This is a genomic window from Diplocloster agilis, assembly GCF_019042275.1.
GTDB lineage: Bacteria > Bacillota > Clostridia > Lachnospirales > Lachnospiraceae > Diplocloster > Diplocloster agilis.
In genome coordinates, this window is the sequence record NZ_JAHQCW010000010.1 from 41889 (window position 1) to 60088 (window position 18200).

The following is an 18200-nucleotide window of genomic DNA, read 5'->3' on the forward strand; positions in this document are numbered from 1 at the left end:
ACGATTGGATTCCGGCCATAAGGGATTTTTGATAATTATCTATTACAAATCGGTCAGGCCATTTATCTATGAGCACAGGACAGCCAATCGGATACGTTATGACACCCTTTGTTCCATCTCATCTTGTTCTTGGCGTATCCTTCTTAACCATGAGCGGCTGTCCTTATAATCAATGGAGGCCAGATATTCAAAGACACTGGAAGCAGTCCAGGTGTAGAAAGAATTATAGATCCGCTTTCCGGCAATGTAGAACTCTTATCCAGAGCGGGGTCCTGATAATCATCCGGAAAAGCCATTCTCATTCCCGAATTTTTCCGGCAGTTCCCCTTATGTGCAGTTGAAACCGGACTCCCCTGTCCCTACAGATATACTTAGCAGTACCCCATTCCTACATGCCAATTTTACCCTTCATGAAAATTTCACATTAATTCACTTGTATTTTTACCCCGCCTCAAGTACAATAAAAAAGGTTCGTGAAAAATTCAATCCTGGAGGATATGAACTTGAGAAAAAAATCGCACATCTCACTGGCGAAGTATATTGTAGAAGCAAATGGAACCAAAGAGCTTTTTAAACACAAAAAAGCATTTTATCTTGGCAGCATCCTGCCGGACTGTAAGCCTTCTTTTTTGACAAAAAAGCACGAATTTAACGGGACTTTCGAGGAAGTCCGGACCGAAATAAAAAGGCTGACCGTAAATTGCGATATCATGAAGCGCAATGCCCGGGTATACTGGAGGGATCTCGGTCAGGTGATCCACTACATGGCGGACTACTTCACATTTCCGCACAATGCGACCTACGAAGGAAATCTAAAAGAACACTGCATTTACGAAAAACATCTGAAACATGGATTAAGAGAATATATCAGAAGCGGAGAAGCATCCAGAAACGCCGGCAGAATGGAAAAGTTCGAGACACCGGAAGCGCTTTGCAGCTTCATCCAAAAAGCGCATAATGAGTACCTGGAATTCAAAAGATCAGTAGAAGAGGATTGCAGATATATCGTAGCACTTTGTCATCAGGTGGTGGAGGCTATCATCTATCTGCTCAACAAACAGATCGATAAATTCCTCGCCATAGCTTAAGATAAGACCGGGCGGTTTGGACTCTGTTGGAGTTTGAACCGCTCTTATTTTACCATACAACAAGGAGGAAGCGGATATATGTTTAAAATCGCACAGTTTCACAAAGTTAGCCTGGAGCAGTTTGAAAAAGATTGGAAAGACTCATTCCTTGGAACACCGGATGAAGTGGTGCGCAAGGTCTACGAGGAGATCCGCATGCCGGCCCGCGCGACCAGGGGATCGGCCGGATATGATTTTTACAGCCCTCTGGAATTCACCCTGGAGCCGGGGAAAACCATCAAAATCCCTACGGGTATCCGGGCGGAGATGGAAGAAGGCTGGGTACTGAAACTCTATCCCCGCAGCGGCCTGGGCTTCAAATACAGGCTCCAGCTGAATAACACCGTAGGAATCATCGACAGTGATTATTTTAATTCCGACAACGAAGGACATATCATGGCTAAAATTACAAATGATTCCAAAGAAAATAAAGTTCTGCAGCTGAAAGCCGGTGACGGATTCATGCAGGGGATCTTTGTCCAGTTTGGAATCACGGTGGATGACGAGGCGGAGGGTGTCCGCAACGGGGGGTTTGGGTCTACTTCGCGGTAGGGGGTGCGCGAGGGACGGGCGGTGATGGGCGGCTGACGCGGCAGGAAGAGGTGCCGGCAGTGGGATGGCCGGTTGTGAGGCCTGCGGTTCCCCGTCCGGTCCCGGTCCCGGCTTGCGGTCTGCCCGGGTTTCGGAGAAATTGGCCGTGCTTTGGGGGCGGTGGGCTTGCGCCGGCAGCTGCTAAATAAAAACGGACCGGCGGGGTCAGGAACCGGGGCTATTCGCCAGGAACGCATGATGCGTTCCCGGCTCAGAGCCCCTTGCGTGTCGGCGTGGAACGCCGCCCCGCATCCTGACCCCGCCGGTCCGTTTTTATTAAGCAGCTGCACGGCCGCCCAATGCCCCCAAAGCACGGCCAATTTCTCCGAAACCCGGGCAGACCGCAAGCCGGGACCGGGACCGGACGAGAAACCGCAGGAGTCACAACCGGCCATCCCACTGCCGGCACCCCTTCCTGCCGCGTCAGCCGCCCATCACTGCCCTGGCTGCGGATGTGCCGAGTAAAAGGCATCTGGTAAATGATGGGGGGTACATGCTGTGATGATAGAATACGATGTTTGAAGCGAAGGTTGGGATGGGTTTTATTATATATAGTTAGAGTTTATAAATAGATTTAATTGTTTTAGATAATGATGACGGTTTTCGAAATGGAAGGGAGTCTGTTTTATGATTCAATTATATCATGGAGAAGGGAAAGGAAAGACGACGGCAGCTGTAGGAGGCGCGGTACGCGCAGCCGGTGCGGGAATGCGGGTAGTGTTCGGACAGTTTATGAAGGGGAATGAGACTGCGGAATTGGAAGAATTAAAAAAAATCTCAAACATAGATATCTTGAGAAGCAAGGAAAACTTTGGTTTCTATTTCCAGATGACAGAGGAGCAAAAGAAACGGCTGACAGATATCCACAACCAGATTCTGGATAAAATGCGGCAACTGGCGGAACAGGGAAAATGCGACTTCCTGGTAATGGACGAGCTAACCTATACAATAAACTACAATCTGATCGAAACCGAGACCTTATACCAATTTTTAGAGTATAATAAGGACAAGATAGAAATCATCATAACGGGCAGAAATCCTGCCCCCCGCCTTCTGGACATAACAGACTACGATTCGGAAATCCTTTGCCATAAACATCCCTACGAGCGCGGAATCAAAGCCCGGCGCGGGATAGAATACTAACAACTATACTCCTGCCCAGCAGGGTTGCCGGGGGATGGGGTGAGCGGATGGCATGGCGGCGGATGTCCCGCTCCGGGGAGGCGTTTCTTGTGCAGGGGGAAACATTGAGAGGTCTTTGAATTTTCTTATAGGCCGGGATTTTTGCCAAGCCCGGGGCCGGACACTGTCTGAGCTTGCGAGTTTGTCCGGCCCCGGGCTGCCCTGGTAAAAATCCCGGCCTATTAGAAAATCAAAGCCCCCTCGAAGTTTCCCCCTGCACAAGAAACGCCTCCCCGGAGCGGGACATCCGCCGCCATGCCATCCGCTCACCCCATCCCCAACCCCACCCCCCCCCCACAATGCCCGGGATCTCCAAACAGACAGAGCAAAGAGGCACCTTTAACGGTTGTGGATAACGGCTATAGTCCTGTCAACCAGCTCCTTGATACGGATCTGATGAAAGCCCGATACTCCGGTTCTAAGGATATCTCCGACGGGTGTCTTCCAATGATCCGGAATTCCTTTATAGCCTACGGCCAAGCCGACGACGGATCCTATAGTCGCACCATTGCAGTCTGTATCAAATCCGCATTCCATGGCGATCCCGAGACTTTTTTCAAAATCTAGCCCTCCGTAAAGAAGAGAAATAGCCACCACAACCGCATTGCTGATGGTATGACACCAGTCGTGACTGTTTGTCTCATCAAACTGATTATGCAGTTTTTCTATGGCATCCCCGAGCGTCATTCCACTCCGGTAGCCTTCCATTACTTGTTTGAGTGCGTTGTACAGCCGGCTTGTGGCCGGAATCTGTTCGATTCCCGCCTCCAGGATCTTATCCGGCTCCTGAACCCCATAAGCTGCTGCCAGCATGGCGGCGACAAACATTTCTCCGTATATCCCGTTCTTTACATGGGAAATTCTGGCATCCTTCCATGCTAGGGAAGCGGCCAGCTCCGGATCACCGGGGGATACATATCCAAAGATATCCGCCCGGATCTGCGCGCCGATCCATTCCCGGTAAGGATTTTTCCACCAGCCGCACCTGGGAGGCTCTATAAGGTTCCCTATATTGCGGTAAGCCACCCGTTCCGACGTGGATACATGGCCCATGGGAAGACTGGTGATCCATGTCCAGGCCACATCGTCACTGGTAAAATCATAGCCGTACTCTTCCAATACCTTTAATCCCAGCGCTGTGTAGTTTGTATCGTCATCTTCGGTCATTATGGTTACGTTATTGATCCAGTGTGTGATGTGGTCACAAAAGGCATTTTCGCCATTGTTGGACACCTGATATCGATCGATAATATCCTGGGGTACGTCGGAAGAAAGAAAATGCTTGACCGGATAATTATCTGTATCCAGTAGGAAACCTCTGATCCGTTCCCGATACCAGCCTTCAATCGGCTGTCCAAGCAGGCATCCGGCGCAGCGGCCTGTCCAGGCGCCGTAGACTTTGTCAAAAAGCAGTTCTTTTGGTACGGTGAATTTCTGAACATTCTGTATCTTCCTCAGCTTCCGTATCTCTTCCAACTCATTTGGCTCTTTATAGACATAGGCTTCTTTGACTGGAAGCGTCTCTATCTCCGCCAACAGCTGGTATGCTTTTTCTTCCCGCTCCTTTGCATATTCCGGCAGTTTTAAGATATCAGCAACCTGCTTTTTATAAACCGTTACCTCTTTCCCCTCTTCCTCAGCCTGTATCAGTTCCACCGGCAAATACTCCGAATACGTCATCCACTCGGTATTTTTAATCATATCTATTGCTCCTTTCCATTTTTCTCTGATAATTCCGGAAAAAAACACAATCTTTTCCCGGGACAGTCCATACCGGTAATCCGGTTGCCTTCATAGCGGACATAGAAACCGTGGTCCCGAAACTGATATAAAACTCGAGCCGGGACATATTTCATCGGAAACTGAACCGGGACACTCAGCGGCAGATCATATAGATAAAGCCAACTGTCAATTATGTCCCAGCGGATCTTCTGGCGGTTAAGCGCAGCCGTAAGCGGTTCTTCCTGGATTCCCTGATGCAGACGAATACGTACGCAAAACGGTTGTTTCAACATGATTTCCGCATCTCCCTTATGCTCATAGGGACTGCGAAAACGTATCGACGAATCTTCCATATCAAACAGCAAATTGATATCTGCCATCCCTTCCTTATAACTGGTTATGTGGCCATATGCCTGGCATAATCCGCTTACGCCGCCGCCAACGATGTCCCAGTTAAAAGAAATCGGGCTGCCTGGTTCATATTCATGACCATAGGGACACGGAAAACCAAAAGCGCCGCGCATCCTGGATGCAAAACGGTCGGTTGCCGGGTCTTTGGTGGCTTCATCTGGCAGCCAGCTTACATCCAGAAGCTGGGACGGAAGTACATGTCCGCGAATCATACGGTCAGCCATATCGTAATATTCCGGATATCCTGCCCTGCCAAGACACAGACAAGCCTCCATCAGATCACAAGTGTTATTGATTTCTCCCACCAGGTCATCGGGCCGCTTGGCATTTTCCAGACACCAGCCGAAATCCAAGGCAATCTCATGAAACCCATTTTCAAAGAACGACCGTACACGGTCCAGAATCTGCCGGTCATGCAAAAGATCCCCCAGCATAGCTACGCCGGATATGGTCGAGGTTGTCGAATGGATATGTTTGGCGAACAGATCTGCATCAAAGCCGCCATCCTCCCGCAGCATGACCCGGAAACAGGTCTTAGTAAGACGAATCGCCTGGCTTAATGCCTGGGGCAGCGGCCATTCCCGGTAAAGCCGTACCAGCGCTCCGATGTATCTGCCCAATGTGGACGAAAACCGATAGATCTCACTTGAGTCACTGGCTCCGCACATCACCTTGCCGCCGCAATCATTTTCATACTGCTTTGTTTTCCACCCACCGGTCTCGAAATCTGCATAGGTATCCACCATTCGAATCAGGTGTAACGCCATTTCCTTTGCCTGATTATCGGCTGGATTTTTCTTGATCATTGAGGTGAACGCATACAGCGCTTCTCTCAGATTATGTAAATCGCATAGCGGGACTGCTTCAAACGTATTCAGATCCAGATTCGCCGGCATTCCTGTTTTGTTGTCAAATATGTGAAATGCCCAATATCTCAAATTTTCATAGATCTCCTCCGGCACTGCCTCTCCGGTTATATAAGAAGCATTAACCAGAGCGTCCCACCACCTGCCCATGGTGTGTACCGCACTGTAGCTTTCGTGATGACTGTTTCCATAACGTTTCCCTTCTATATAATTATAGAAATAAGGCAAATTCCGTCTGGACGTGTCAAACCATGTCATCATCGGCCGCATTCCCTGCCGGAGCGCCATCATTAAGTCTGAATCATTTACCTTGACATACTTTGGATATTCCATTGTTTTTCCTCCCTCTTTTTCTAACTGCCATATCTTCGCTATTCTTCTATTTGGAATGTTATCCTTTCACACTTCCTGAAGTCATCCCCTCAACGAAAGAATCCTGCATAAGAAAATAAATTACCACGATAGGCAGAATCGAGATGATAGCTGCTGCATAGATAAATCCGAAATCACTGCCGCTTTTACCCACAAAGTTATAAAATTTAAGAGAGACGGTTCTCATGGATTCCTGTTGTAAAAATGTGTTGGAGAACAGGAATTCATTCCAAGTGTTCACAAAGACGATCAATAGGACACTGGTAAAGATCGGTTTGGCCAGCGGTACCACATTATATACAAAATTCTGCATTTCACCGGCGCCGTCAATCCGGGCTGCCTCGTCCAGTTCTTTTGGTAGTCCCTCAAAAAATGCATACATAAACATAAAGTTGAAACTAATATTGATTGCTGAATAAATCAGTATCATTCCCAGATGGGTATTTACCAGATTGACTTTATAAAAGAAAAAGAACAGCGGTACAATGATGGCAAATGTGGGGACCGCAAGGCCTGCCACGAAGTATGTGTGAAAGAATCTGGGAAAAAAACAGTGCATTTTGGTCAGTCCATACACCGCAAAAGCCACAATCAGAAGTACAATTACGGAAGAACCAATGCCGATCAGCAGGCTATTCCCGTAGGCCTGCAAATATCCTCCCTGTACCCAGGCCTGGACATAATTGGAGAAATGAAACGATGTGGGTACACCCACCAGTTGTCTGCCGATCTCTTCATTGCTTCTCATGGAATTGAGCAGAACCACAGCTAAAGGGATGATCTGCAGCAGTGTGATAAATGCTGCTACAGTTAACTTTACCGCCTTGGAGCGTTTCTTTTTCTGCATTAACGTCATAACTGCTCCCTCCCTCTTTTTTGTACCAATTTTAATATGAAATAAACGCTCAGTGCCAACAGACAGACACTAAGACTTAATGCCGAACCGTAACCCGCTTCAAAATTGATAAAAGTCGTTTTATAAATCCTGGTTGAAAATACTTCGGTGGCTCCGGCTGGCCCGCCCTGGGTCATAATCCAGACATAATCAAAGGTCGTAAACGCCGCAATTATTACAAATACAAAATAGGATACGATGGTTGGTTTGATCTGGGGAAGCGTGACATTCTTAAGAATCTGCCAGGAATTAGCCCCTTCCAGCTGCGCCGCTTCATAAAGAGCCGCATCTACCTGATGCAGTGCCGACATCATCAGTACCAATACGAATCCCCACCAATGCCAGTTATCTACGAAGGCTGCCGCATAGAGCGCCTGGTGCTCATTTCCCAGCGGCGCGAAATCCGCAAGGCCTCTGATCCCGAGCTGCTCAAAAAAGGATCCGATCCCAGAATAAGGGCTGTAAAAGATAGAAAATATTTTGCCCGCGACTGTGGCGCTGACCACATAGGGCAGAAAACATAGAGAGCGGAATAACAGCTGGATTTTGCCGATCTTTGTAAAAATTAGAGCCATACCTAACCCCAGGATCAGAGGGACAATCAGGAAAATGGACATCCATATCACATTATTTTTAAGAGCAAAGAGAAAATCATAGTCGGTAAGCATCCGCCGGAAATTATCCAATCCGTTAAATTGCGGCTCATTCAGGCCGTTCCACTTTGTAAACGCATAGTAAAACATAGAGCAGGCCGGGATTAGGACAATGACAAGATGAACCAAAAAAGCAGGCAGGATGAAGCAGGTTCCTTTAATTTTTTTCTTGATGAGTCCGTTCATGTGACATCTCCTTTCAGGACAAGAGGCTGCGGTGTATATCCGCCGCAGCCTCCTGTATAACCTTTGTTATCCCGCAAACACATAACCATCCGCCAGATCCTGCTCCAGGCATTCCTGAGCTTTGATCAGGAAGGTATCCAGATCCATCTGATCATAGAATACTTTATCCAGATTGTCGTTTAAAAACCACGCAGTCTTTGATGGATAGAATCCCCACGGCGCATAGCCGACAGACTCTGCGTTCATATTTTGATCCTGCACATCCAGTGTCTTGCGGATTTGTTCCGGCATATCTTCCGGATAGTTGGATGCATCGATGGAGCGGGCGGGGGTGGAGAATCCGGCAGCAACAGCCTGTGCGCATCTTTCTTCATTCATATAAAAGTCCATCATCAGTTCCACGCACAGGTCCGGATATTTGGTATCCGCGTTAATTCCAATGGCTTCTCCCAATGTAATAGCGGAAGCTGCCGGCATACCGTCTTTCATTGACGGCCAGGCACACTGCCCCCATTCGAACTCCCATGTACCGGGAGGAGTATCCACCAGTGTCAGCCAGGGACCTTCAAAGTTAAATACAGCCTTCTGGTTCGTAAATAACGTCCTTGCCTCATCATTTTTGATGGCACCGCTTTTTTTGTCATTAATATAACCAGCGTCCCAATCTGCTTTTAACAGTGCAAACGCGCCTTTGATATCCGGATCATCGAATCCGATTTCACCTTTTAACAGCTGTGCTGTCTTTTCCCCTCCCGCATAGCAGGTGATATAATGCTCATAGGGCCAGGTCAGCAGAATATTTTCTCCGGAATAGCCGAAAGATATCGGTATCAGACCGGCCGACAATGCCGTGTCACAAATGTCTACGAAATCCTGCCGTGTTTTCGGTACCTCCTTGCCAAGCTGATCCAGGAGAGTTTTATTGTATGTCATGGCCGTTGCCTCCACCGAGTGGGGAAGAGCGTACATTTCTCCCTTGTATTCGGTAGAATCGATCGCCCAGTCAAACATGAAATCATCCATACCATACTGTTCCCGATAAGGTTCGATATTAAGCAGATGGCCTGTAGAAGCAAAATCGGGTATATCGATACTGTCCATGTAGAACATGTCCGGCCCGGCCCCAGCCCCTATTTGTACCCGGATCGTATTCTGGAGATCGGGAATCCCCTGGAAATTCACGGTGACATCCGGGTGCTTTTCCTGGAACGGTTTGATTACATAGTCCTGCCAGACCTGTTGCTGGCTTTCTTTAATATTTGTCCAGGTAATGTTAATCTCTTTCTTTTCGCCATCTGATTGTACATTCGGACTTTGCGCATCCTGTCCGGTCTGTACCTGAGGGGAATCTTGCTTTTCGGCATTGTTTTCTGCCTGCGCGCCGCAGCCTGCGGCCAGGCTCACGGTTAACATAGCTGTTAGTAATACACGGATCCACTTTTTCATGACATCGCCTCCATTTAGTTTTTTGTCTAGTTTGGATCATCTGAATCTGAGTGCTTTATTTCCGGTTGCTGATTTTTATTATACGATCATAAAAAATTAAATAAATTCAGGATTTATGGTTCTTTCTTTATAATATTTTTTGATTTCCTTTCAAAAAGAAAATATTATAAAAACAGATATACAAATTGTATAAAATTACTAATTACAAGCTGATTCATGACTGTATCTTATGGATTTTATACAGTTTCTTATGCTATAATAACATTGTTTTATAAAAACGTCGAATGATGTCGAAGAAAATCGGCTTACGGAGGAAAGTTATGAAGCTTATAAAGAATTTAAAACAAAAACAGGGCATTTCCTTTCAGCCGCTTTTGATTCTTTGTATATCCGGTCTGCTGTCCGTTACCGCATTATTACTGTTGGCAGTACCTGCCCGCTTATATGCGTCATTATACGAAGAGCAGGCGAAGGGATATTGCGGCAATATCGTTTACCAGACCAGCGTCGGAATCTCCCAGGCCATCACCGCTTTTGACGTCAAGATCAACCGTCTGGCGGATGCTCCCGTAATCCGGTCAATCTTAAGCTCCCCCGCCGCCGCTGCCGATATGTGGTATGAATATAAGACAGCTGTCTCAGACCACTTTGTTCCGCAGACCATAGACGATTATTACCTCCAGGAGCTGGATCTATATATCAAGGGAGCGGACACTGTACTGCAGTACGGCAGTAAGCCATTACACCTTCCGGTCCCCTTTGAAAGTTCGTATTATCATCATTCGCTGATATATCCGGTTGAGATGAATTGGTTAGGCTATAATACCGCAGACGACTGCATCGATATTACAAAGGTGCTATACGATTACTCTACATATGAAGTACAGGGATTCTTTGTTATTCGGCTGTCTAAAGACTTCCTTCTGGATAAATTTGAAGCGTTTAATACCATTGATCCGGAACAGCTGTATATTCTGGACGATAAAGGCACGGTACTTTGTTCTAACAGTACTGCATACTTAGGTCAGCCGTTCCCTTATCCCTATGAACAGCTGGCCGAAGAACAGGGGTCGGTCAAGACGAAGGACCATATGATCGTCTATTCCGGATTCCAGAATATCTCCACAGACTTTCCCTACCGGAACTGGACTGCCGCGATCACTCTGGACCAGAATAAGCTGTTGAAGGATTTCCGCAGGATACTGTACCTGTTCATCGGCATTACGGCCGGAATCATTGCGGCCGGTGTCTTTATTACTGTTTACCTCTCCCGCTATGTGACGCATCCGATCGAGCATGTGGTACAGGCGATGAATGAGGTGGAACACGAGAATCTGCAGGTCCGTCTTGCGGATACCCATCAAATACGGGAGATCCGGTCTATTAACCACGGTTTTAACCGTATGACCATCCGTCTGGATACGCTGATCAACACCGTATATAAGACACAGCTGGCGCAAAAGGAGGCACAGCTTAAGATATTGCGGTCCCAGATTAACCCCCACTTTTTATTCAACACCCTACAGCTTATTAGCTGGAAAGCCTATGAATATGAAGCTTATCAGGTTTGTGAAATGATCGACAGCTTAAGCTATATGCTGCAGACTGATCTGGAAACAGGGGATGACAACTGGCATACACTTCGGGATGAGATGGAATACATCCGGCACTACGAACGAATCATCCACTGCAAATATGAGAATAAAATCACCTTCAACTTTCAGATCCCTGACGAATTGCTGGATTGCAGAATCCCGAAACTGATTATTCAACCGTTTTTGGAAAATTCTGTCTCCCACGGACTGGCGCCGAAAGATGGAGAAGGATATGTCACATTGCGCGTATCCGGCGAAGAACAGGTACTGACAGCGGTCATCGCAGATGACGGAGTCGGAATGCGTGGCGGGCTCTTAGCCGCTCTTCAGGACCCGGTTCCGCCATCCCGGATGGAAGAGGCAGACGCAAAGGGACATCATATTGCCCTCTCTAACATTCAGAACCGCATTCACATTTTATATGGGGAACCATACGGCTTTGAGATCGAAAGCCGGCTATATGAAGGGACGGTCGTGACCTTACGCATCCCGCTCGAAAAAGGAGACAGACCATATGTTAAAAGTATTGATCATAGAAGATGAAGCCGGCATCCGTAACAGTATCGCTAACGCTTTTTCCTGGGAAGAGATGGGGTGTGAACTGTTTGGCGCTGCCGGTTCAGGGCTCCAGGCCCTGGAGCTGTGCCTGAATACTCCGCCCGATCTGGTGATTTCGGATATCGTTATGCCTGGGATTGACGGCCTGACTTTTTTGAAATATATCAGGGAAAAATATCCGTTCACCCAATTTATCATTTTGACCGGACACAGGAATTTTGACTATGCTAAGGATGCCTTGAATCTGGGCGCTGCGTTTTTTATGCTGAAGCCCATCAATTTCATAGAACTTGAGAATTCGATTCGCAAACTGATAGAGAAGATCATGCAGGAGAGGGAAAACAAAAAAATAGAGACCCAGCAGGAGCATATCCTGAGAAGCCTCCTGAACGGACGAATCTATCACAATACTTCCCTGCTTCCTCAGGTCAAAAATCTTCTCAACCAGATCGCTTATTATCGAGTCTGTGTGTTAAAATTCGATGATGAGATCGAAAACGATCCGTTCCGTCTGCAGAACCTGATGGTGTTTTGCGAGAATCTGACAGCCCGGGAAAATCTTTTAATGGTAAAAACGGACAATGCCCACCTGGTATTTATTCTGCTGTTATCACAAAAAGATGCGTCCTTTGAGGATATGAAAGGCTATCTGATCCAACTGCTTCATCGTATTTTCGAGTTCTTCCACGTCTCTGTCTCTGCCGGAGTCAGTGAGATCCGGCACGGATATGATACGCTGCATGAGGCGTATATTCAGGGCCTTCGGGCACTGGGGCAGAAATTCTTTACCGGAAGCGGATGTGTCCATATGTTTCATAAAACAGGATCACTTCCCGCAGTAACAGATTACAATCAACTGCTTGGATTCTGCCAGGATATCCTTACCTGGCTAGGAAGCGGCAATCCTGACAGCTTGAGCCGGTTCACCGACCGCCTGTTTTCAGAACTCCTGGCCTCTTTCGGAAGTGATGCCAGTCTGCTGAAAAGTTCTTTTTTGATTCTCTTTACGCTGTGTATCCAAAGGACCATCGGGGAGGATGCCCGTCAGATGTCCATTCTGCTGGAGCGGTATTCGAACTTCCAGAAAGTGATCCATTGTGAGAATATCGAGATCCTCAAAGAACTTATGCTAAACCTTATTATGGATCTCGCGGATTATCACATTGTAAAATCAGGCACCAAACAGATGATCGTGCAGAAGATCACCGATTTCATTGACCAGAATTATCAGGAGAACATATCATTAAACGACGCTGCCAGGGTTGTTTACTTATCCCCCTCCTATTTGAGTACGCTGATTACGAATGAAACGGGAAAAAATTTTACGGAGATCTTAAATGAAGTGAGAGTCAAAAATGCGATCGAGCTGTTAAAAGATCCATCACGGAAAATCTCGGAGATTGCTTATGCTGTGGGGTTTCATGAGCCGCAGTATTTTTCGATTATTTTTAAAAAGCTGACAGACCTGACTCCCAGGGATTATCGGAAGATGTATCTGAACTGAATTCGGGATGGATACGGCAGTTCAAAAAGGATTTGCATATGGGAATTAAAAACAGCTATTGTTGACTGGATAATCGGTTAATGCTATACTTTATCGTGTATTTACAATCCAATATGAAAAGGTGCCCGCGCAGCCAGTGCGAGGGATAATAGGGAAACAGGTGAAAAACCTGTGCGGTCCCGCCGCTGTAAGGCTTTTGCGGATCAGTTGACAGATACCACTGTATGGAACGAAGGATGATTCCGTATGGGAAGGAATGAGATCCGCGGAAAATAAAGCCGAGCCAGAAAACCTGCCTTTTGATAGGACTTACGCGAGCTGCCACGGAGTATGGCAGGGTGTGAGAAACGGATCCGGTATAGGATGTGTTTTCATACGCTTTTTTATGTGTAAGCCGCATAAAAGGGCGTTTTTTCATTCCATAAGAAAGAGTGCATTATAGGAAAGAGCGTGCTATGGAACAGCATTATTGGAGGAACGTATGAAAAAAGGAATACTGGTAGTGAGCTTTGGAACGACTTATCCGGATACACGGGAAAAAACGATTGGGGCCATCGAAGAAAAAATACGCGCCTCGTTTCCGGCGTACCGGGTATACCGCGCATTTACCAGCAGGATCGTGCGCAGCAGGATAGAAGAAGCGGAGGGCATCCGGGTGTTGGATGTGAAGAGCGCGCTGGATCAGATGCTGGCGGACGGGATAGAGGAAGCGGTGGTACAGCCCACCCATATTATCGACGGGATTGAAAACGAACTGATGAAAGAGGAAGCGGAGACGTTCAGAGAGCGCTTCCGGTATCTTGGGATCGGAGAACCTTTGCTGAAAAGCGATGAGGATTATGATATCGTCGCCGGCATTCTGGAAAACGAAAAACCCGGGGACGGACAGGCTGTTGTATTTATGGGACACGGCAGCGAACATTTTGCAAACGCCTCTTACCAGCGGCTGCAAAAGGTGCTGCATGGCAGAGGACATGAAGACTACTACATATCGACGGTAGAAGGAACGCCGGATATCCACGAGACCTTAGGGGAGGTGGGCAAAGGCGGCTATGAATCCGTCTCCCTGGTTCCGTTTATGATCGTGGCCGGCGACCATGCGAAAAATGATATGGCCGGGGAGGAAGACTCCTGGTGCCGCCTGTTTCGGACAAAGGGATATCAGGTGCAATGCAGGTTAAAAGGCCTGGGGGAAGATCCGGCGATACAGGAACTGTTTATCTCCCATCTTCGCCGGGCTTTGCCACAATAAGGGACAGATAACCCGCAGAATCCGGGATGTCCTTAAGAGCAGGATAGATCTTTTCGGTTGAAAGGCCGCAGTTTTCCACCATGGCTGCGGTGAGGCTGCGGTGCTTTAACTGATCCCGCACCTTTGCCAGCTGTTTTCCGGATTTCATCAGGACCTTCGTGCCGGGAAAATCAAGGACATCTTCTGTGGGATAAGCGCCCGGTATGATGACCATAGGCTCCGCTCTTTCCACCAGGCCGATGTTTAAAGCTGCGGCCGCGGCGCAGAACGAGGGAATCCCGCTTATGATTTCCGTCGGATAGCCGTGGGAGGAAGCGAGTTTTTTCAGATACAGATAGGTGGAGTAGATCGCCGGATCTCCAAGGGTGAGAAAACACACGGATTCGCCTTTGGACAATACGTCCTCGATCTGGGCGCAGCCGGCCTCGTGGCTGGCCTGCAGCCGTGCTTCATCTTTGGTCATGGGCATCTGTATGTACAGACAGGGCTTGTCTTGAATCCGGGGAACCGCCTGGACGGCGATCTGATAGGCGGCGCAGCTTTCTTTGTCTACCCCGGGGATCGCAAGCCATGCAGTTTCCGAGAGTATCCGGACGGCTTTTAGCGTCAGCAGTTCCGGATCTCCGGGACCGACGCCAACTCCGTATAAAGTACCATTCATCGATGGGTCTCCTTTCATAGGGCGGCAGAGGAATCCAAAAGGATATCAGCCACAAATTATTTGCATTGTATCATGGGATAGAAAGATTGAAAAGTAAAATTTTCGGGTGATCGAGATGCTGGAAGAATACCGGTATAAGGATAAAAAAAAATTAAGATGCGGCTACACCACCGGCTCCTGCGCGGCGGCGGCGGCCAAGGCGGCCGCTCAGATGCTGCTTGACGGGAACAGAATCGACGCGGTGGAACTGACGACGCCGGGAGGGGTGCTTTTGCAGCTGCCCCTGTCCGGAATCCGGCAGGAGAACGGCTCTGTTACCTGCGGGGTAAAAAAGGACGCGGGCGACGATGCGGATATCACGGATGGAATCCTCATCTATGCCACCGTGCGCAGAACCGGCCGGGGAATCCGCCTGGACGCAGGGGAGGGGATCGGCAGGGTGACCAGGGAAGGGCTTCAGCAAAAGCCGGGACAGCCCGCGATTAACCAGGGCCCCCGGAATATGATCCGCCGGGCGGTGGAGGAGATTGCGGACCGGTATGGGTACGAAGGCGGTTTTGAAATCATTTTGTCCGCGCCGGGCGGAGAAAAGATCGCGGAAAAAACCTTTAATCCAAGGCTTGGAATTGAAGGCGGCATCTCAATCCTTGGGTCGACCGGGATCGTGGAGCCTATGAGCGAGGCAGCGTTGGTGGAGACGATCCGGCTGGAGCTCCAGGTGAAGGCGGCTGCCGGCGTCCGAGAGTTATTGGCGGCTCCTGGGAATTACGGAAGGGACTTTGCCTCGGAACAGCTGGGAATTGACCTGGATCCCTGTGTGAAATGCAGTAATTTTATCGGGGATACTCTGGATATGGCCTGTCAGATGGATTTTCGCAGCCTGCTTCTCATCGGGCATATCGGAAAGCTGGTGAAGCTCGGAGCCGGGGTTATGAATACCCACTCCCGGTCTGCGGACGCCAGGATGGAGACGCTGGCCGCCTGTCTGCTGCAGGCGGGAGGAGACGCACAGACGGGAAGACAGATCCTTAGCTGTATCACTACAGACGAGGCGTTGGAGATTCTGCAGGAAGCGGGAATGAAGGAAGCCGCGATGAAAGTATTGGTAAACAAAATAGAGGTTCATCTGAACCACAGAACGGGCGGGGAACTGGAAACTGGCGTGATTCTATTTTCAAATGAATTCGGATTATTGGGACAGTCACAAAACGCGGACCGGATGCTGGAGCAGTTTCGTGACAAATCCACAAAAAAGGAGAGCAGGTGACAATATGATAAATTTTGTGGGAGCGGGTCCCGGCGCAAAGGATCTGATTACGGTACGGGGGCTGGAGCTGCTCCGAACGGCGGATATCATTATCTACGCCGGGTCGTTGGTGAATCCGGAGCTTCTTCAGGAGGCGGCTGTCGGCTGCCGGATATATAACAGCGCTTATATGACTCTGGACGAGGTCGTTAAGGTGATGATCGACGGGGAACGCTCCGGGTATAAAGTGGTACGCCTGCACACCGGAGATCCGTCCCTGTACGGGGCCATCCGGGAGCAGATGGACAGGCTTGAAGAGGCGGGAATCGGCTATCAGGTATGCCCCGGAGTCAGCAGCTTTTGCGCGGCGGCAGCGGCGCTGCAGGCAGAATATACGCTCCCGGCGGTTTCCCAGTCGGTGATCATTACCAGAATGGAAGGAAGGACGCCGGTACCGGAGAAGGAAAAGCTGCATCTGCTGGCGGGACATGGCTGCACCATGGTGATTTTCTTAAGCGTAGGCATGGTAGAAAAGGTACGGCAGGAACTGCTTGACGGCGCTTACTCGGAGGAAACGCCCTGTGCTATCGTATATAAGGCCAGCTGGAAAGAGGAGCAGATCGTTCGGGGAAAGCTTAAGGAGCTGCCTCAGATGGCGCTAAACCATGGAATCCGGAAAACAGCGCTGATCGTGGTGGGAGAATGCCTGGGAGATGACTATGAACTGTCGAAGCTGTATGACGCGTCCTTTACCACTGAGTTTCGAAAGGGGACGAAAGTATGAGGCGCACGGCCATCCTGTCATTTACGGAAAAAGGCACCGGACTGAATCTATGGCTTGGTGAGAAGCTCAGGGAGGCATTCCCGGAAACGGAGATCGAAAGTTATGCGGTCAGTCGGTTTGCGCAGGGAACATGCAGGCCGTTTACAAGTGTTTCGGATCTGATGCGAGAGCTCTTTCCCGGCATGGACGGGATATTGTTCATTGGAGCGATGGGCATTGCCGTGCGAAGCATTGCGCCGTTTATAGAGGGCAAGGACCGGGACCCGGCGGTGCTGGTGATGGATGAGCTTGGGAAATATTGCGTCAGTGTACTGTCCGGACATCTGGGGGGCGCCAACGAATGGTGCCGGGAAGTCGCCGTATGCGCCGGGGCCCGGCCGGTGATTACCACGGCTACGGACTGTGAACGCCGTTTCGCGGTAGATGTCTTCGCTGCGGAAAATTTTCTGAAGGTTACTGAGATCGGTAAAATAAAGGAGATCTCCGGCAGGATCCTGGAAGGGAAAATGGTGGGAGCGGTTGCGGAAGAGGAAATATCGGGACCGGTCCCGGATGGCTTACGGGTATATTCAATACCTGCCTCTTTGCCCGATGCGGCCGGGATTCCAGATATGGAGGCCGGGAACCCGGATATAGAGGCCGGGATCTATATCGGATACAATAAAACAGCGCAGCCGTTTCCGATCACCCTGCATCTGATCCCCCGGGATCTGTTCGTGGGGATGGGATGTAAAAAGGGAATTCCCTTCCATGAGCTGGAAGCGTTTTTGAACCGGACCCTGGAGCAGCGGGGAATGGATATAGAGCGGGTCCGGGGGATTTACTCCATTGACCGGAAAAAAGAGGAAGAGGGCCTTATTAGGCTGGCGTATAAACTGAGGGTCCCGTTTGTGACATTCTCAGAGGAAGCGCTTCGGAAGGTAAAAGGAGAGTTTCAGGGCTCCGCTTTCGTGGAGCATACGGTAGGGGTGGATAATGTCTGCGAGAGGAGCGCGGTGCTTGGAAGTGAGGGCGGAGAATTAGTGGTTCCCAAACAGGCGGAAAACGGTATGACCCTGGCCGTTGCACAGAAGAAATACCGAATCCGCTGGACATGGCAGGCGGAGAAGAGATCGGATAAAGATTCCGCAGAGGAATGATGAAAGATAG

General features: G+C 49.0%; 15 protein-coding genes and 1 riboswitch. Of the genes, 9 read left to right on the top strand and 6 right to left on the bottom strand.

Annotated features, from left to right (window positions below):
• Window positions 1-503: 503 nt before the first annotated feature.
• The 3 genes from KTH89_RS07965 (at window position 504) to KTH89_RS07975 (ending at window position 2861) form a co-directional block, all read left to right on the top strand.
• Window positions 504-1088 (top strand): zinc dependent phospholipase C family protein, encoded by a 585-nt coding sequence (locus KTH89_RS07965; protein ID WP_238721322.1) that lies wholly within the window; start codon window positions 504-506, stop codon window positions 1086-1088.
• Window positions 1089-1166: 78 nt separating this feature from the next.
• Window positions 1167-1679: a dCTP deaminase/dUTPase family protein gene (locus tag KTH89_RS07970; RefSeq protein WP_158348652.1), complete on the top strand. Its 513-nt coding sequence runs from the start codon at window positions 1167-1169 to the stop codon at window positions 1677-1679.
• 666 nt (window positions 1680-2345) lie between these two features.
• The gene (locus KTH89_RS07975) at window positions 2346-2861 is read left to right on the top strand and encodes a cob(I)yrinic acid a,c-diamide adenosyltransferase (RefSeq protein WP_238721323.1); all 516 of its coding nucleotides are present in this window, start codon (window positions 2346-2348) and stop codon (window positions 2859-2861) included.
• Window positions 2862-3239: 378 nt separating this feature from the next.
• Here the strand turns inward: KTH89_RS07975 and KTH89_RS07980 are convergent, their stop codons facing one another.
• The 5 genes from KTH89_RS07980 to KTH89_RS08000 form a co-directional block, all read right to left on the bottom strand.
• Window positions 3240-4601 (bottom strand): ADP-ribosylglycohydrolase family protein, encoded by a 1362-nt coding sequence (locus KTH89_RS07980; RefSeq protein WP_238721324.1) that lies wholly within the window; start codon window positions 4599-4601, stop codon window positions 3240-3242.
• Between the two features lie 2 nt (window positions 4602-4603).
• Complete coding sequence (locus KTH89_RS07985) at window positions 4604-6232, bottom strand: hypothetical protein (protein ID WP_238721325.1); 1629 nt, start codon at window positions 6230-6232, stop codon at window positions 4604-4606.
• A 58-nt stretch (window positions 6233-6290) separates the two neighbouring features.
• The gene (locus tag KTH89_RS07990; protein WP_158345766.1) at window positions 6291-7127 is read right to left on the bottom strand and encodes a carbohydrate ABC transporter permease; all 837 of its coding nucleotides are present in this window, start codon (window positions 7125-7127) and stop codon (window positions 6291-6293) included.
• On the bottom strand, window positions 7124-8005 hold the full coding sequence (locus KTH89_RS07995; protein WP_158345767.1) for a carbohydrate ABC transporter permease: 882 nt from the start codon (window positions 8003-8005) through the stop codon (window positions 7124-7126). The genes KTH89_RS07990 and KTH89_RS07995 overlap by 4 nt, the downstream gene beginning before the upstream one ends.
• Window positions 8006-8071: 66 nt before the next feature.
• Entirely contained in the window at window positions 8072-9451 is a 1380-nt protein-coding gene (locus KTH89_RS08000) for an ABC transporter substrate-binding protein (RefSeq protein WP_158345768.1), read from the bottom strand.
• A 320-nt stretch (window positions 9452-9771) separates the two neighbouring features.
• Between KTH89_RS08000 and KTH89_RS08005 the strand changes: the two genes are divergently transcribed.
• The 3 genes from KTH89_RS08005 to KTH89_RS08015 all read left to right on the top strand — a co-directional run bounded on the left by KTH89_RS08005 (window position 9772) and on the right by KTH89_RS08015 (window position 14360).
• Window positions 9772-11589 (top strand): sensor histidine kinase, encoded by a 1818-nt coding sequence (locus KTH89_RS08005; RefSeq protein ID WP_238721326.1) that lies wholly within the window; start codon window positions 9772-9774, stop codon window positions 11587-11589.
• Complete coding sequence (locus KTH89_RS08010; RefSeq protein ID WP_158345770.1) at window positions 11561-13108, top strand: response regulator transcription factor; 1548 nt, start codon at window positions 11561-11563, stop codon at window positions 13106-13108. Before KTH89_RS08005 ends, KTH89_RS08010 begins: the two co-directional genes overlap by 29 nt.
• A gap of 102 nt (window positions 13109-13210) precedes the next feature.
• A riboswitch (cobalamin riboswitch) is annotated at window positions 13211-13422 on the top strand.
• A gap of 167 nt (window positions 13423-13589) precedes the next feature.
• The gene (locus KTH89_RS08015; RefSeq protein WP_158345771.1) at window positions 13590-14360 is read left to right on the top strand and encodes a sirohydrochlorin cobaltochelatase; all 771 of its coding nucleotides are present in this window, start codon (window positions 13590-13592) and stop codon (window positions 14358-14360) included.
• Here the strand turns inward: KTH89_RS08015 and cobI are convergent.
• On the bottom strand, window positions 14326-15021 hold the full coding sequence (cobI, locus tag KTH89_RS08020) for a precorrin-2 C(20)-methyltransferase (protein WP_238721327.1): 696 nt from the start codon (window positions 15019-15021) through the stop codon (window positions 14326-14328). The genes KTH89_RS08015 and cobI overlap by 35 nt on opposite strands.
• Window positions 15022-15136: 115 nt before the next feature.
• Between cobI and cbiD the strand changes: the two genes are divergently transcribed.
• From cbiD to KTH89_RS08035, 3 genes are read left to right on the top strand one after another with little or no spacing between them, the layout of a single operon-like run.
• Window positions 15137-16288, top strand: coding sequence for a cobalt-precorrin-5B (C(1))-methyltransferase CbiD (gene cbiD / locus KTH89_RS08025; protein ID WP_238721328.1), 1152 nt, complete (start codon window positions 15137-15139; stop codon window positions 16286-16288).
• Between the two features lie 4 nt (window positions 16289-16292).
• Window positions 16293-17051: a precorrin-4 C(11)-methyltransferase gene (gene cobM, locus KTH89_RS08030; RefSeq protein WP_238721329.1), complete on the top strand. Its 759-nt coding sequence runs from the start codon at window positions 16293-16295 to the stop codon at window positions 17049-17051.
• Window positions 17048-18190 (top strand): cobalt-precorrin 5A hydrolase, encoded by a 1143-nt coding sequence (locus KTH89_RS08035; protein ID WP_238721330.1) that lies wholly within the window; start codon window positions 17048-17050, stop codon window positions 18188-18190. The genes cobM and KTH89_RS08035 overlap by 4 nt, the downstream gene beginning before the upstream one ends.
• Window positions 18191-18200: the final 10 nt, after the last annotated feature.

What these genes read in the sequence shown, in the direction of transcription:
- KTH89_RS08035 (WP_238721330.1), top strand. Translation starts at nt 17,048, where the DNA reads ATGAGGCGCACGGCCATCCTGTCATTTACGGAAAAAGGCACCGGACTG.
- KTH89_RS08015 (WP_158345771.1), top strand. Translation starts at nt 13,590, where the DNA reads ATGAAAAAAGGAATACTGGTAGTGAGCTTTGGAACGACTTATCCGGAT.
- KTH89_RS08010 (WP_158345770.1), top strand. Translation starts at nt 11,561, where the DNA reads ATGTTAAAAGTATTGATCATAGAAGATGAAGCCGGCATCCGTAACAGT.
- KTH89_RS07970 (WP_158348652.1), top strand. Translation starts at nt 1,167, where the DNA reads ATGTTTAAAATCGCACAGTTTCACAAAGTTAGCCTGGAGCAGTTTGAA.
- cobM (WP_238721329.1), top strand. Translation starts at nt 16,293, where the DNA reads ATGATAAATTTTGTGGGAGCGGGTCCCGGCGCAAAGGATCTGATTACG.
- KTH89_RS07980 (WP_238721324.1), bottom strand. Translation starts at nt 4,601, where the DNA reads ATGATTAAAAATACCGAGTGGATGACGTATTCGGAGTATTTGCCGGTG.
- KTH89_RS08005 (WP_238721326.1), top strand. Translation starts at nt 9,772, where the DNA reads ATGAAGCTTATAAAGAATTTAAAACAAAAACAGGGCATTTCCTTTCAG.
- cobI (WP_238721327.1), bottom strand. Translation starts at nt 15,021, where the DNA reads ATGAATGGTACTTTATACGGAGTTGGCGTCGGTCCCGGAGATCCGGAA.
- KTH89_RS07995 (WP_158345767.1), bottom strand. Translation starts at nt 8,005, where the DNA reads ATGAACGGACTCATCAAGAAAAAAATTAAAGGAACCTGCTTCATCCTG.
- KTH89_RS07985 (WP_238721325.1), bottom strand. Translation starts at nt 6,232, where the DNA reads ATGGAATATCCAAAGTATGTCAAGGTAAATGATTCAGACTTAATGATG.
- KTH89_RS08000 (WP_158345768.1), bottom strand. Translation starts at nt 9,451, where the DNA reads ATGAAAAAGTGGATCCGTGTATTACTAACAGCTATGTTAACCGTGAGC.
- KTH89_RS07975 (WP_238721323.1), top strand. Translation starts at nt 2,346, where the DNA reads ATGATTCAATTATATCATGGAGAAGGGAAAGGAAAGACGACGGCAGCT.
- KTH89_RS07990 (WP_158345766.1), bottom strand. Translation starts at nt 7,127, where the DNA reads ATGACGTTAATGCAGAAAAAGAAACGCTCCAAGGCGGTAAAGTTAACT.
- cbiD (WP_238721328.1), top strand. Translation starts at nt 15,137, where the DNA reads ATGCTGGAAGAATACCGGTATAAGGATAAAAAAAAATTAAGATGCGGC.